Origin of the sequence: Colwellia asteriadis (assembly GCF_039523295.1) — a bacterium.
Classification (GTDB): Bacteria; Pseudomonadota; Gammaproteobacteria; order Enterobacterales; family Alteromonadaceae; genus Colwellia; species Colwellia asteriadis.
In genome coordinates, this window is the sequence record NZ_BAAAFA010000003.1 from 124,552 (window position 1) to 140,506 (window position 15,955).

Genomic DNA, 15,955 nt, shown 5'->3' on the forward strand with positions numbered 1-15,955 from the left:
TATATTTGGCAAGCAGTTATCTCGTTTATAAATTCACCGATACTTCTATGATAGTTATCTTTAAAACTCAATTAACCTGAACTCGATTAAGAATAACTAACCTTAACCGCTATTGTCAGTACTTTACTACCTTGATGTTTAAGCCATAAATAAATACCGTAAAATACCGCTAAGGCAATAAAAATAGTAATACTTGCTATTAATGGTGCCTCTGTAAAATTACCTATCTGGTAGCATAGTGTTGCCATTAAGTAAGCTAAGATCAAACTCCAGAGCCCTGCAAATGTTGCCCAACGTGTACCCACTTCATTTTTTATAGCGCCCATCGCTGCAACACACGGCGTATAAAGTAAAATAAACAATAAATAACTAAAAGCGCCCAGCTGGCTAACAAAAGCTATTTGCATGCGTTCATAAGTAGTTAACTCAACTTCTTGTTCTTGAGCCACAATCGTTAAATCACTCAAATCCCCAACTTGAATACCAAGAGGATCATCTGGTGCAATACCTAATAAGTTTTCTTTAATGCTTGCTGTGGCATCGTGCCAGCTTTGTGTTAACGAAGGTGCGCCATCGTCTGCATCATGGGCAGATGAATACAAACTATTAAAGGTTGCGACTAAAACTTCTTTGGCAAATATGCCCGTAATAATCCCAACGCCAGCTTGCCAGTTATCTTCTTCGACTCCCATAGGAGCGAGTACTGGCATCACCAATTTAGCTCCCGCACTTAGAATAGAAGACTCACTATCTTGATGACCAAATTCCCCGTCGGTACCAACAGAGTTTAAAAAATTCAATAAACACACCACGATAACAATGGTTTTACCTGCACCTGTGACAAAACCATATGTTCTTTGCCATACACGTACCATTAAACTCTTTAAAGAAGGAAAGGCGTAGTTCGGGAGCTCCATTACATTTAAAGAACTGTTTCCCGACAACACGGTTTTTTTCAATAAAAAGCCGGTAAAAATAGCAACGGCTATCCCAATAAGATATAAAAGAAAAACTAAGTTTTGCCCGTTATCAGGAAAAAATGCCGCGGCAAACAATGCATATACAGGCAAACGAGCTCCACAGGACATAAATGGTGCCATCATCACGGTAGTAATTCGCTCTCGCTCACTATCGAGCACTCGCGCTGACATAACCGCCGGAACAGTACAACCAAAGCCAACAATCAGTGGGACAAATGCTTTTCCCGGTAGCCCTATTTTTTGCATAACACTATCAACAACAAAAGCAGCGCGCGCTAAATACCCAGAGCTTTCGAGTAATGACAAGCCAATAAATAAACAAGCAATAACCGGTATAAACGTAGCAACAGTTTGCATACCACTGCCAATACCTTCAACAATGGTAAGTAGCCACTGTGGTAGCTCTAAAGGAGCAAGAAAATGTAACGGGTAAGCAACAAATAATGTGCCGCTTAAAATATCAAAAAAGTCAATAAAAGCACTACCAACATTAATAGCAAACATGAACAGTAAATACATCATGCCTAAAAATATTGGAATGCCTGCAAGTGGGTGCAACACAATATTATCTAATTTATCTGACAACGAGACACTATTATCGATACAAATACTAGAGCGACTTAACACATCAGTAATGTAATCATGTCTTGCCTGAATAGCTCCTAGGCTTTCTGGTTTCCCCTTCTCGGACTGGTGACTTTTTACTTGATTACTGCTTTCTATGCTGCTGGTGAGTTTTTTACTCTCAGATAAGTCATTAAGTGCTTGTTGAATTTGCTTTAAACTCTTTTTATCTTGCGCACTTGTGGTAATAACAGGACAACCTAACTCATCAGACAGCGTTGCTATATCAATACTCAATGCTTGTTTATCGGTTTTATTCAACACCACAATCATTGGTACGTTAAGCTCAAGTAACTGCGTGGTCAAATAAAGCTGACGAGTTAATTGGTTAACATCAACCACATTGACTAAAAAGTCTATAGCGTTTTGCTGTAAAAAATCTTGCGAAATGGTTAAATCTTCACCTTGCTCAGCATGCTGATTAAGTGAACTTAACCCCGGTAAATCAGAAAGAAGTGCAGCGGTTCCGGCGATATCCAACGCCGTTTTTTTAGCCGAAACAGTAACGCCAGACCAGTTTCCAACATTTTGTTTGGCGATCTTCTGGCTTTGTCCCGATTGAGCTGAAGTTAATAAATTAAATAGCGTGCTTTTACCTGAGTTAGCAAAACCAACTAAGGCGTAATGAAGAGGTTTAGTCATTATAAGTAATCTACGCTAATTTGCTCAGCGACTGAGCGTTGAATACTGATTTTTGTGTTATGTAACTTAAATGCCATTGGTCCATTAAAGGGCGCTTTATGGGCAAGTGAAATAGCCGTGCGTATACTAAAACCTTGCTCAAGCAGTTGAGCTGCCAGTATCGCATCTTTAGGTAAGGCGCTAATTTTCGCTAGTTTATTTTTAGGTAGTTCTGCTAAGGTCATGATTTTTTTATTCTAATACGTGATGCTAAGGAATATTGAGTTTACTTATCACAATAAAACGAAGAGCAAATGATACTTACTATTGTTTAGATGATAGCATTTACCTTAGCAATTCCCTAATGCCTCCGTTGATATTAATCAATATTACCTGAACTTTTAACGATACTAGCCTGACTGATTTGACTTGCGAGTAATGACAGCAAACAATACGCTGTAAAATAATAAAAGCCGACCCCTACAGCTGAGAGAGTTTCACTTGAAATAACTAAATCCATTTTAAAACCAAAAAGCTCTAACGCTGTGCGGTTAGCTGTTTCACTATGATTTGTTGAGAGCATAGCCAAAAAGACTGCGACAACAAATACATCAGCCATAGACCACTTACCTATCACACTCACAAAGTTATAAATTTTCTTTTCAACGTGTGTGTTTTTCTGAAAATACGCCCAGCTCATTAATGAAGACTTTACTAATGGAATACAAATAGAGAAAAGGAAGATTAATATAGCGACTAGAAAGCGCTCTCCATGCCATAACTCTTGTACCGTTTGTACCAGTGAAACTTCTTTATTAATTAACTCAGATGTCAAACTCGCATTGGCAACTTGTGCGTTCACCTCCATCGCTAAAGAAAACATGGGTAATAAAATGCCGGGAATAAAAAGTGCTATCGCCAGCAGATTCAAAGAAAAACCTAAGTGTTTGTTGAGTAAATTCATTATTCGCTTCGCTCTATTGAAAAAGTAGATGAATGTTATTATTTGCAATGGCTGAAACTATAAGCCAGAGGAATATTATCTGTTAACTTGCCATTTCAGTGCAAATAGTATTAACCTGAACTCATCGTTAACCTTTTTTAAACAATTCATTTATGCAACTACAAAAGATACTAATTATACTCTGCTGTACTTTTACTTTTCTATCATACTTACCATCAAGCAATGCCAGTTCAACCTCATGTGTAACGAAAGAGTTTAGTAGCCTAAAGCTTTACCAACTACAAAAAAAGCAATTCTCCGTAAAAGATAACGCTCAGCGCAATGAACTAGCATTGCAGCTAAGTCAATGTTTGGCGCACTCAGATCCAACGATTAGAGATAGCATTGCATTTTCTGCTCTAAGCCAGTGGTTAAGAAATGACGAGCTAGATACCCCAACAAGATCATCACTTTTTCATACGTTAATTGATGTATTAATCACGACAAAAGGTACTTCAGCGCTTCATAAGAGTTTTGCTGTCCTCACGCTTTCAGAGCTTGCTCGCTCAGATAGGAAGTCAAGCTTCTTAAATAATAATCAGCGAGAACACCTGATTAAAAGCACAACAACTTACATTATCTCTTTAGATGATTATCGAGGATTTGATGAAATAATCGGCTGGCGACATGGTGTAGCCCATAGCGCCGACTTATTCATGCAGCTATCACTCAACCCTCAAACAACTAAAAGCCAGTTAGATCAAATGCTAATGGCCTTAACAGCAAAAATTACCGCGGATAACAACCATTTTTATATTTATGGCGAACCTCGCCGATTAGCAAGGGCTACTCTTTATATTTTATACCGAGACTTGCATTCTAATGAAGAGCTAAAAGTTTGGTTTAACAATGTAAGCTCCCCTGCGCCCTTTAACCAATGGGGTGATGTATATATATCCCAACCTGGGTTAGCAAAGCTTCATAACACCAGAGCTTTTATTAGTGAACTATTTATCCTCTCTCAGGAAAGCAAAAATAAAAGCATTAGTGTAATAAGACAACTAGCAGGCGATGCGCTAACCCAAATTAATTAGTCGGCTATTTAACCTGATCTCGGCTTAACAAATGTTTCTCTAGCAGCTACTTTTCCTAACTTCTTCGTTAAATTTACTTGCAATAGGCTAGCTATTGACGCGAAATTTGCCTTGAATTAAGAAAAACTATCAAGCTAGAGATTAAGGAAAGTAATTTTTTCTTATATTTCAATTTGTTAAACATCTCTTAAACCGAGTTCAGGTTATTTAGCAATGAACCGACGATAAGAGTAAGTATTTTCGAACGAACATCAGGTTAGATAATAAAAAGCCGTGATATAACGAACGTATATCACGGCTTTTTTATAAGTTTAATAAAGCCTTCTAACCCGTATTCAGCTTAATTAGCAGGAAGCTCTTTTGCCTTAACTTCATTATCGTTACTACGCTTTTCAGCTGAGCTTTCTTGTCCTTTTTTCCATCTAAATTTTTGCTTAATATCTTCAATAATCAAATACAAGCTTGGAATGAAAATCAAGGTCACTATTGTCGCAAATAAAACACCAAATGATAACGATACTGCCATTGGAATCACCATTTTCGCCTGCATACTGGTTTCAAAGAAAACAATAGGCACTAAACCAATAAAGGTAGTTAGTGAGGTTAACAATATCGCGCGAAAACGTTTAGTACCGGCATGAATAACCGCATCTTTCAATCTTTCACCACGCTTACGCGCATTGTTCACATAGTCAACCATTACTAATGAGTCATTCACCACAACACCCGCGGCAGCTAAAATCCCCATTACTGACAGTGCGTTTAAGTCCATCCCCAAAATAAGGTGACCAAACACTGAGCCAATAATACCAAAAGGAATTACCACCATGATCATAGTTGCTTGTGAATATGAACGTAATGGTATTGCGAGTAATGAGAAGATAACCATCAATGAAATCATGAAGTCTCTGAATTGCTCACCAAGGCCTTCTTGCTCCTCTTTTATACTACCGGTTAGTTCACTTTTCACTAGTGGGTATTTACGTAATAGTTCAGGAATAAAGTTTTCTTCAATATCACTAACAATTTTATATGGCTCAACCTGCTCAGAATCAACCGAAGCCCAAACATTAATCGTACGGTTACCATTTTCACGACGGATACGCGTAACACCATCAGTTAACTTAATGTCAGCTAACTCTGATAAAGGTAGTTCAGCACCATTTGGCGCTTTAATCATAACATCATCAACATGACCAACTGAGCTACGTTCATCTTGAGGGTAACGGACCATTACTTTTACTTCTTCTGCATCTCGTAAGATACGTTGTGCTTCTAAGCCGTAAAAACTGTACCCCACTTGGTTGGCGATATCAGCTAAGGTCAAGCCCATAGAGTACGCTAAAGGTTTTAAGTCAAACTGCACTTCTTTGGCGCTAGTTTGACGTGAATCATTTACATCACCTACCCCTTTCAATGTATTTAGCTTAGCTTTGAGTGCTTTAGACGCAAGTAATAGTTGCGCATCGTTTTGACTCTCTAATCTAAAGGCGATATCGCCATCATCTCGACCACCACCAAATAGATTATCGCTAATAGTTAAGCTTTTCATGCCCGGGAATTTTGGTATTGCTTTACGCCACTTTTCTGCTAGTGCAAAAGTGTCCATGGCACGAAACTCAGGGTCAACCAATTTCACCATCACTTGACCACTAGTTCTGCTACGCAGTTCAACCTGCATATCTGAAATCATACCTTGACCAAACTCTTCAGTTATTTCGTTATCAATGCGGTACAAAATACTCTCAATAGATAATACTGTTTGTAATGTCGCATTTTCTGAAGCATCTATGTTCATTTCTACTGAAATACGTGGGAAGTCATGGGGGATTTTAGGTTGTCCAACATACTTAACAATACCACCAGCAAATAGACCTGCACTGACTAGCATAATGCTAATAAAAAACATTAATACCGCATAACGATAGTTAAGGCATACCGCTAAGCTTGGGCGATAATAATTCTCGATAATATTTTTCAGCCCTTTATCGACTACCCCTCTTAATTTATCTAGTGGGTTTTTAGGGTTGAATTTTTTAACTTTCATATTCGCTAAGTGCGACGGTAAAATAAGTTTAGATTCTATTAAAGAGAAAATTAAACATAATATCACCACAAAGCCAATCGACTTACCAAATGCAGACTCGGGGCCATCGCCTAAAACAAAAGGTACAAATACCGCAATAGTGGTTAAAACACCAAAGGTAGCAGGCATAGCTACACGCTTAACACCGCGAATAACATTATCAAGAGAGTGCCCATGTTGCTCAATCTCATCATGGGCACTTTCACCCATGACAATAGCATCATCAACCACAATACCCAGCACTAAAATGAAAGCAAATAAACTAATAACATTAATAGTGACGTTAACAAACTCCATCGGCATCACTAACAAGGTACCCAAGAAACATACAGGTAAGCCCATCATTACCCAGAATGCTAAACGTACGCGTAGAAATAGCGCTAACATAATAAACACTAATATCGCACCACTTTGCATGTTATCGACCATTAGCTGTAAGCGGCCTTCTAGGTAGTACGTCATATCTACCCAGGTTTCTAACTTAACCCCCTGTGGTAACACTTCCGATTTTTGCTCAACAAACCTTTTAACGATGTCGGCAACACTAGTCATACTTTGGTTTTCAGCCGCACCAATAAAAAAGGTTACGGAGTTTTTACCATTGAACTTAGAGTACTGAAGCCCTTCTTCGAAGCCATCGTTAATGGTTGCTATTTCCCCTAGCAGTACTTTAGTGCCGTCTGTTAGCGTAACTACAGGAATACGTTCAAATTCATAACCGCGGTAAGCTTGTTTTTCAACACGTAAATTTATATAACCGTTCTCTGCACGAATTTGACCCGCTGACATATTACGTGAGTTACTTCTTACCGCTTGTGCCACATCAGTAAAGCTTAAGCCGTATTCACGTAATTTATCTTTACTAACCTCTATCGATATTTCGTATGCTAAACCACTGTAAAAGTCTGAGATATTAACTAATGGTAGTTGCTGAATTTCATCATGAATTTTACGACCCAATTCTTTAAGTTCTGTATTAGTTAAGTCACCATAAAGGCTGATGTACATCACTTCTTGGCGAAATTTTTCACGCTCAACATTAATACGTTCCATACCAGCCGGGAAGCTAGGAATAGAGTCTATCGCGGATTTAACTTCTTCTAATACCACTTGTGGATCGTAATCAAGATCAACCTCAAACCAACCGTTTGAATAGTTACGGTTAGAGTAGGTAATAACGCGTTTAAGCCCTTGTACTGACTCTAACGCTTCTTCTACTTTAATGGTAATTCCTTCTTCTACTTCTTGCGGAGCGGCGCCAGGGTATGCGGCATTATAAGAAATCCAATTAATTTGTACTTGCGGAAACATTTGTTTATTAATGGTACTAATAGTAAGAAAGCCACCTATTAGGATAAAAAACATTAATAAATTAGCAGCAATACTATTGCGCGCAAACCAAGCGATAATACCCGTATTAGTATCAATACCATCACGTGGTTGTGCAGAAGAGTTTTCGTCGCCATTAACAATGTCAGGTGACTTATCATGAGTTGATGACATAGTTATTCCCCTGCTTTATTGTTATTCGCAACCTGACTTTCGCCTGCCTGCTCACTATCAATATCATCAGGTGTTGCTGTCGGCGTAACTTCATCACTTGCTAATGCGAGTTTCATCCCATCAACCGGATAATCTAACGCAGAAACAATCAGCTGATCACCATTAGCAAGACCATTAGCAACAATAACATTACGACCTTCTTCACGAATAATATCAATCGCTGCATAATGCAATTTGGAGTCGCTATCTAACAGCGCAACTTTGCCATTTACCACTAAATAACGAGGGATTGAGCTGGCTTGGCTTACTTGGTTACCTTGTATAAGCGCATTAACATAACTACCAAAACGTAACGGTACACCAGCACTGGTTTTAGATTTCAGCTGATAAGGGTCCTTTACTTCAGCCACCAAATAGCTCATACGGCTGGTGTCATCAATAACACCTTCACCACGAGCGATTTTAGCTTGCCATTCAGTTGACTGCCCAGCGTAAACACCAACTAAATTCACTGTAGCATTAGCGCCTTCATTAGTTAAAAACTGTAATTGATTATCAGCGACAGGAAGGCGTATTTCTGCTGTTGCAGTGCCTGAAACCTTACCTAATTGAGTCCCCATACTAACAAAAGAACCTAAACCGATTGCGCGGTTATCAATCATGGCATCAAACGGCGCTCTGATTTCAGTACGCTCTAAATTGCGCTCAGCACGTAAAACAGATGCTTGTGCAGCTTTTACGCGGGCCAATTCTTGCGCTAATTGAGGTTTACGTAAACTCAGTTCAGTAGGTGAACTATCGGTTATTTGCTTCCATTCACGCTCCGCCACTTTACCTTGTGCAACTTCGGTTTCTAATGCAGCGCGGGCGGTAGCCATAGTTGCTTGCGCGTCAATTAATGCGGCATGATAATCGCTCGGATCAATACGCGCTAATAACTGATCCTTTTTAACAAAACCACCACGAACAAACGCAGGACTAAGCTCAACAATTTCTCCTGTCACTTGGGCAACTAACTTTGTTTCATATTTAGGAGTCACTATGCCGTGAGACGGTACTTCCATGGTCATTGGCGCGACCACAATGCTCTCAACAGCAACAATTGGAGTATTGTCGACTTTCTCTTTTTCTTCTGGTGGTTTTTTTAAACTGGCAAACCCTGCCATCGCGGCGATACCTGCTGCTAAGACTAGGATAGGTATTATGATTTGTTTTTTAGTAGCCACTTTTGCTCCCTTATTTTGTGATGTACACTTCAAATTTTGATGTGAATTTTATTATTATTATTAATTATCTACGTAATTTTAATACTGATATAATAGCTAATTATCTGTTACAAGTATTAACAAAGATGTAACTCAGTATTACAAAATCCGCACCAAAATAGTCCCCCCTATACAACCCCAACAAAAAATCAAAATAAAACCCTATATTTTAATAACTTAAATAAAAAGAAAACATAACATTAATTTAGATATCAAAGTGGACTATTAAATTCATATGGCTTTTTTTACTACTTATTACGATTAATCACTTTTTTTTCGTGAAAAAAACCAGCCTCTAGCGTATGGTTGCGATTAACGGTAAACTCAAAAATACAACGTACTTGTGGAGTATTTAAATGCTAAATAAACTCAATGACTTTCTCGCCTCATTAGTTGGAAGTGATCATGAAAAAAAGCTAGCACCACCTTCTTTAGAGGTATCGTGTTCAGTTTTATTATGTGAAGTAATGCGTGCAGATCAACATCGTAGCACTGCAGAATTCGATACATTGAAAACACTGATTTCAGAGCAATTTTCATTACCAAGTAACGACGTGAATTCAATTATGGATACTGCGTTAGCATTAAGTGAAAATGCCACTGACTTTTTTCAATTTACTCAAGCTATCAATGAACATTATTCATTAGCACAGCGCACTCATATTGTTAATTTATTATGGCAAGTTGCCTATGCTGACGGTGAGCTTGCCAGTATAGAAGAGCATACCATTAGACGAATTGCCGACCTCCTACACTTGCGTGATTCTGAATATGTAGCGACTAAAGTCAATGCGAAAGCGAAATATGAGCAATAACCGAACTTAACAAACTATATTCGCTTAGGGAGCTATTAAAATAATAACCGCTGAGCTAGTTATGATATTGGTATAGTGCGTGATATACGGTACAATTACGGCAGACTCAGCTACCACGGCATTTTCATGACCAACGCTCAACTAACAACAAACCCTACTATTGGTAAATATAATACCTTACGCGTTATCGCAATTAGAGATAACGGTGTTTACCTTGACGCTGGAGAGCTAGGAGAAATACTACTTCCTAAGCGCTACGTACCTGAAAACTGCCAAGCCGACAGTATTGTTGAAGTATTTATTTACGCGGACTCAGCTGACCGTTTAGTGGCAACAAGTGACAAACCTTATGGCCAGGTAGGTGAGTTTGTTTCATTAAAAGTTGTGCAAGTTAATAAAATGGGCGCCTTTTTAGATTGGGGTTTACCAAAGGACTTACTCGTACCTTACAATCAACAGCACACAAAAATGGAAGTAGGTAAATACTACCTAGTACGTATTTTTCTTGATCAGGTAACAGACCGTCTTGTTGCTTCAAGCAAGCTCGACAAATTTTTAGACATTTGGCCTGCTGATTATAAAGATGGCGATAAAGTTAATTTAATTATCGGTAATAAAACAGACCTAGGCTTTAAAGCTATTGTTAACGATTTACACTGGGGCTTATTGTATGATAACGAGATTTTTCAACCATTACGTATTGGTAAAAAAATTGAAGGTTACATCAAACAAGTGCGTGAAGATGGTCGCTTAGATTTAATTTTAACGCGTGGCAGTAAAAATACCGTAAGCAACTTTAATGAAAAATTGCTTGCCCACCTAGCCGACAACAATGGCTTTAGCTCTCTGCACGATAAAAGCTCACCTGAAGTTATTAAAAACACTCTAGGAGTCAGTAAAAAAACGTTTAAGGCAACCGTTGGTCATTTATTAAAGCAAGGTAAAATTGCCATTGAAAAAAATGGTATTCGCTTACTTTAGGGGCTAATCGGTTTAAGTATTTACCAGTCAATAGTTCAAAGTGTACTGCACCAGCCCCCCCTAACCATTCAGACCTTATTAATACAGAATAAGGTCTATCACTCTCCTATGGTATCGAGAGCATTGTTCGCCTGAATGCTCAGCAAAATGTGTCTATCGAAAATCAGCTAATAACTTAATATTTATCACTTTATCTGTTCCTATCAATAGCTAATATATTATTGCTCTACTAAGCTTTAATAAACTCACCATAAACTTTCAAAAATAGTGGGTTTATTAATAATAATAAGAAGGAATTATTTATTATGACTTTTATTAGCAATAATTATTTAAGATCTTATGAGGCTCATCATTCTGCAATCACTAAACCATTTTTTAGTAAGTTTCTCTTATTAACACTATCACTTTTATACTATCAGGTTAGTTATGCCGACAGCTTTACAGCAAAGCGTGCTGGGCAAGGTTTTACAGCTATTACTCAAGATTTCACGTCTTCGTTAAGTAACCCCGCGCTACTAACCAAATACACGTTAGAAGATGATGTCTATTTCTCATTTAACTTGGGAGGGATGGGCAGCGATCAATACAACGTCATTGATATTGCAGAGCAAATATCAAACGACTTATCAAATCTGGCTAACGATATTAATAACGCCAGTACTACAAACCATTTGCATGATAGTGTTGATACTATTATTCACAATTTAGCCGCAATAGATAATAAAGTTGTTAATGTTCGAAACGGCTTAAACTTTCAACTTATTATTCCTAATAAATATTTAAGTTTTGGATTATTCACTAATCAATTTGGACGTATAGGTGGTGTGGTTAATTACAATGATAATGATGCTTTATTACTAGAAGAAGCCATTAATCAAGGTTATTTAGATTTAACTCAACTAAAGTCTACCGCTAATGGTCTTGGTTATTCGTTGGCTGAAGCGGGAGTTATGTTGGGCTATCAAGTTACTAACAATAACCATTATGAAATAAGTATAGGGAGTAAACTTAAATACCAACGTATCGATTTATTATATAGAAAACTAAATATTAGTAACTTTAATGAAGATGAGTTTGATTTAAACAATGATGAATACTTAACCAATGATAGTCATCTCAATGTTGATTTAGGTTTGTATGTTGCTTGGGGCGACGAACGTCAGTGGCATGCAGCTTTAGTAAGCGACAACCTAATCTCTCGACAAGTAGAGTACAGTAAACAAATACAGCCGACAGATCCCAACATTAATTTCAGTTTAAAACCAACGACTTCAGTAGGTTTTAGTTACCAAAATAGTTGGTTAACCTTAGCAACCGAAATCGATTTAGCCGATAGAGAGCACTTTATTTCTCTCACTCCCTCTAAATATGTTGCACTCGGTGCAGAGTTTACCCTATTTGAAAGTGTACAATTACGTATGGGCTTACGTAGTGACTTAAATGATGTAGATGGCGATCTGTATACCTTAGGTTTTGGTATATCGCCTTGGGATGTTCTCGCTATTGATATTGCTGGTTTTGCGGGTAATAACGATACTTATGGTGCGGCTTTACAGCTTGGCTTAAAGATATAACTTCTCCGTCATGGAGTTCATGATGAAGATGCTGCTATACGCAGCACCTTCGTTATATTTTTAACACTAACCTTAATTTTAACTTTCGGGTAACTCAAAGTAATTATAAAAAACTTTATAAAGCTCTGTGCCTTGGTTAACACTTGCAGAGGCAAAATGTAAGATTGGAATAACAGGTTTATCTAGTGAAACATAATGTAGTGCTTCACCATCACCATAATTATCCATTCGTAAAATTCGAGCTAATGGCTCACCTGCCGCTAAAACCTCACCAAACTCAGCTAAATAATCAACCATGCCACCCATTGGAGAGTATAATGCTTTGTAGTCGTTAAGGTAACACGCATAACGCGTCATTGCTTGTGGTTGGTATTCATCATTACTAATCACACCTTTATAGTGTAGATAAGCTAAAATACTTACCGCGTCGTCTTTAGCGACGTCTAAGTCAATTTGCTCTTGTGAGCCTAGCTCTACGGTAAAACTTTCTTTATTAAACAGCCCTTGTCCCATGGTAAATTTTCGGCCTTGTTTTTCAAAAGCTTGCTGCAAGCTCCACCAAGGGCAAAAAGTTGCTTCATCCATAGCCCCATCAAAATCATTAGGAATTAATAGGGTGTGAGGAATATCAAAATAATTCGCACTCGCTTGTGCATATTCAGGGCAATATAAATGTTTACTGGAAATAGGACCTGTGTGTAAATCTAAAACTATATCAGCTTGATAAGCCAAGCGCTGTAGTTGATAAGCGATACGTTGACCGGTTGTTAAGCCAAAAATATTATGATCTAGCTTTTGCTCAATCTCGTTAAGCATTAACGCTCTAAAATCGTTATTGATGTCTTCTTCGGTCGCATCTATGTAGTTTTGAGAAAAAGGTTCAATAACACTCTCATCAAAATGGTACATACGATTCCAGTTTACACCGGTAATAGGATCAAATCGCCCTAAGGTGTATTCGCCATTTTTGTGATTACAAGCAACAGGATTAGCGTAAGGCACTAAAGTGATATTCGCATTCAAACGGCAATGTTGTAGTAACTCAAGTAACTGAAATATTACCGCATTACCTTGCACTTCTGCGCCGTGCATATTGGCCTGTATATAAACATTAGGACCACTGGCATTTTCACTAACAAAAGAATAAACGGGTACCGTTAATTTGGCACCGCTAGCCATTTCACCTACCGACATGACTTTTTTTGTAAAGGTATTCATTTTCAATCTCAACTAAAGGTTACTAAATATCACTAACTAAGCTAAATAAGAGGCTGCTGCTTGGGCGGCTCTTACCTTAGTTAATTGTCCATCTTGAAAAACATATTCTGCAGCGAGTTCATGACATAAGAAAAATGGCATACTTTCGGTAAAGCCATAAGCGCCACAATAACCAAAAACCAGTTCATCACCCACTTCAACATCATTAGGTAACGGTAAGCGACCTAACTTATCCATACTGGTACATAAAGGGCCATGTATATCAAATAATTGTTCCGCTCCTTGAGCAGCATTGTTATCACTTCTTAGGAGAGTTACCGGAAAAGGTTGGTCGGTAATCGCTGGGCGTATTAGATGATTAATCCCTGCAGACAATACTAATTGCTCTTGCCCATAGTTCATTTTTCTATCAACCACAGGAACCACATAATAGCCGCACTCAGCAACAGCATAACGTCCCAATTCAAGCCATAACTCTTCAACACCTGCTTGTGCTTTTATTTTTGCTAAATCTTCAATAATTTGTGGCCAAGACAGCGTTTGTCCTTGGTCTAAATAATCAATTCCTAAACCGCCGCCTAAATCGAGTATTTTCAAATCCATGCCAATGACGTTAGCAAGGCCCGTTAATGGTGCAACCATTTGCCCCCACAATGAGTACATTTTTTCATTACTGAGCATATTGCCCCACTGAAAAATATGTAAACCACAAAGATTAAGTGCAGGGAAATCATCAACATGAATACTTTGCCATTGTTCAACAGATAAACCAAATGGCGTAAGGCTATTGCCTCCAAGTGGGTTTTTCTCACCTTCTTGCCATTGTAATTGCACTCGCAGTAAAACCGCTGGCTTATCATCAGTTAACTTTTGCTCGATAACCGCTTCATTTAACCACGTTAATTGATTTAAACTTTCCACCACAAAAGTGCGCACGCCTTGTTGTAAAAAAGCGCTTAGTTGCTTTTTGGTTTTAGCAGGCCCGGTATTTAAAATACGTTCAGGGTTAATGCCTTGCGCTAACACTTGCGCTAATTCACCGGAACTAGCGACATCAAAATTAAAGCCTTCACTATCAAGTGTTTGAATTATTTTCGACAATGGATTCGCTTTAACCGCAAACCATAACTTAATCACATCTTGCTGCTGTAATTTAGCTAAGTGTGCTTTAAGAGCATCGAGTTGATAAACAAAATATGCCTGTTCATGCTCCGGTGACTGATGAGCAGTTAAGGCACTTTTAATACTAAGATCGAACCAGCTAGGATGTGTTGTCATAATTTTTCTTAGGTTATGTTATGTTAGGTTGTGTCGTGTTAGTTATGTTGTGTTAAGTTTGGTTAATTCGACAGTTAGTAAAGTGAACTCAGCTAAAAACCATATAACAAAGTCACGTTTAAAGAGGTAACAAGTAAAATAGATTCGCTTATTACCTCACTTAATAATCAGTAAATACTCAGTAAATTAGCGTAAGATAGACTCTAACTCTAAAGAAGCATCACTTTGCTCATCACGGTACTTAACGATTAGTGCACATGCCATGTTTAAGCCTTGCGCTTGTGCCCACTCGCCTTTAACTGGGCGAGTACCTGGTACAACAACAGCACGTTCAGGGATTTCAGCACCTTTTTCACGCATAACTTGGTTAACACAATCATATACTGGCACAGATTTAGATAATGAAACGCCTGGTGCTAATACTGCGCCTTTTTTAACGACAATACCTTCAACAACCACAACGCCAGCACTTAAAAATGCATCGTCTTCAATAATCACTGGGCTAGCGCCAATTGGCTCTAATACACCACCAATTTGTACCGCTGCAGAAACATGTACGTTTTTACCAATTTGTGCACATGAACCAATTAAAGCGTGACTATCAACCATAGTACCACTGTCAACAAATGCCCCAACATTAATATAGGCTGGTGGCATAATAATAACGCCTGATGCAACATGAGCACCTGCACGCACTGAAGAGCCGCCTGGTACTAAACGTACTCCATCTTGTGGCGTGAATTGACGTGCTGGTAAATTATGCTTATCAACAAAGCCTTGGTAGTTATCAGAAAAACTAATATTTTCGCCTGCTTTAAACGCTGCTAAAATACCTTGCTTAACTTCAACATTTGCATGCCAGTTACCATTTTCATCTTGACTTGCAGCTCGCAAAGTACCCGCTTCTAGTTGTGCAATTACATCTTGCCAATCCATTTTCTACTCCAATTATTATATCTATTTACGTTAAAAC

Annotated in this window: 12 protein-coding genes; 4 read left to right on the plus strand and 8 right to left on the minus strand. The window is 38.2% G+C overall.

The window, feature by feature from the left end:
* Positions 1 to 86 precede the first annotated feature (86 nt).
* From feoB to ABD005_RS05380, 3 genes are all read right to left on the minus strand, one after another.
* Positions 87 to 2,246: a ferrous iron transport protein B gene (feoB, locus tag ABD005_RS05370; protein ID WP_343815876.1), complete on the minus strand. Its 2,160-nt coding sequence runs from the start codon at positions 2,244 to 2,246 to the stop codon at positions 87 to 89.
* The gene (locus tag ABD005_RS05375) at positions 2,246 to 2,470 is read right to left on the minus strand and encodes a FeoA family protein (protein WP_215980799.1); all 225 of its coding nucleotides are present in this window, start codon (positions 2,468 to 2,470) and stop codon (positions 2,246 to 2,248) included. Before ABD005_RS05375 ends, feoB begins: the two co-directional genes overlap by 1 nt.
* A gap of 134 nt (positions 2,471 to 2,604) precedes the next feature.
* Positions 2,605 to 3,189, minus strand: a complete 585-nt coding sequence (locus ABD005_RS05380; RefSeq protein WP_343815880.1) for a paraquat-inducible protein A — start codon at positions 3,187 to 3,189, stop codon at positions 2,605 to 2,607.
* A gap of 152 nt (positions 3,190 to 3,341) precedes the next feature.
* On the opposite strand from ABD005_RS05380, the gene ABD005_RS05385 reads away from it, so the two are divergent.
* Positions 3,342 to 4,262, plus strand: coding sequence for a DUF2785 domain-containing protein (locus tag ABD005_RS05385; protein ID WP_343815883.1), 921 nt, complete (start codon positions 3,342 to 3,344; stop codon positions 4,260 to 4,262).
* Between the two features lie 340 nt (positions 4,263 to 4,602).
* Here ABD005_RS05385 and ABD005_RS05390 read toward each other — a convergent pair whose 3' ends face one another.
* Both ABD005_RS05390 and ABD005_RS05395 read right to left on the minus strand, forming a co-directional pair.
* Positions 4,603 to 7,851 (minus strand): efflux RND transporter permease subunit, encoded by a 3,249-nt coding sequence (locus tag ABD005_RS05390; RefSeq protein ID WP_343815886.1) that lies wholly within the window; start codon positions 7,849 to 7,851, stop codon positions 4,603 to 4,605.
* 2 nt (positions 7,852 to 7,853) lie between these two features.
* Complete coding sequence (locus ABD005_RS05395; RefSeq protein WP_343815889.1) at positions 7,854 to 9,077, minus strand: efflux RND transporter periplasmic adaptor subunit; 1,224 nt, start codon at positions 9,075 to 9,077, stop codon at positions 7,854 to 7,856.
* Positions 9,078 to 9,472: 395 nt separating this feature from the next.
* Here ABD005_RS05395 and ABD005_RS05400 point away from each other — a divergent pair, with 395 nt between their 5' ends.
* The 3 genes from ABD005_RS05400 (at position 9,473) to traF (ending at position 12,486) form a co-directional block, all read left to right on the plus strand.
* Positions 9,473 to 9,931: a tellurite resistance TerB family protein gene (locus ABD005_RS05400; RefSeq protein ID WP_343815892.1), complete on the plus strand. Its 459-nt coding sequence runs from the start codon at positions 9,473 to 9,475 to the stop codon at positions 9,929 to 9,931.
* Positions 9,932 to 10,057: 126 nt separating this feature from the next.
* Positions 10,058 to 10,912 carry a CvfB family protein gene (locus tag ABD005_RS05405; RefSeq protein ID WP_215980793.1) on the plus strand — a complete coding sequence of 285 codons (855 nt, stop codon included), beginning with the start codon at positions 10,058 to 10,060 and terminating at the stop codon, positions 10,910 to 10,912.
* A 305-nt stretch (positions 10,913 to 11,217) separates the two neighbouring features.
* Positions 11,218 to 12,486: a conjugal transfer protein TraF gene (gene traF / locus ABD005_RS05410; RefSeq protein WP_343815896.1), complete on the plus strand. Its 1,269-nt coding sequence runs from the start codon at positions 11,218 to 11,220 to the stop codon at positions 12,484 to 12,486.
* 78 nt (positions 12,487 to 12,564) lie between these two features.
* On the opposite strand, the gene ABD005_RS05415 is transcribed toward traF, so the two are convergent.
* The 3 genes from ABD005_RS05415 to ABD005_RS05425 form a co-directional block, all read right to left on the minus strand.
* Complete coding sequence (locus tag ABD005_RS05415; RefSeq protein ID WP_343815899.1) at positions 12,565 to 13,704, minus strand: succinylglutamate desuccinylase/aspartoacylase family protein; 1,140 nt, start codon at positions 13,702 to 13,704, stop codon at positions 12,565 to 12,567.
* Between the two features lie 36 nt (positions 13,705 to 13,740).
* Positions 13,741 to 14,982, minus strand: coding sequence for a PLP-dependent decarboxylase (locus ABD005_RS05420; RefSeq protein ID WP_343815902.1), 1,242 nt, complete (start codon positions 14,980 to 14,982; stop codon positions 13,741 to 13,743).
* 186 nt (positions 14,983 to 15,168) lie between these two features.
* Positions 15,169 to 15,918: a 2,3,4,5-tetrahydropyridine-2,6-dicarboxylate N-succinyltransferase gene (locus ABD005_RS05425; RefSeq protein ID WP_215980789.1), complete on the minus strand. Its 750-nt coding sequence runs from the start codon at positions 15,916 to 15,918 to the stop codon at positions 15,169 to 15,171.
* Positions 15,919 to 15,955: the final 37 nt, after the last annotated feature.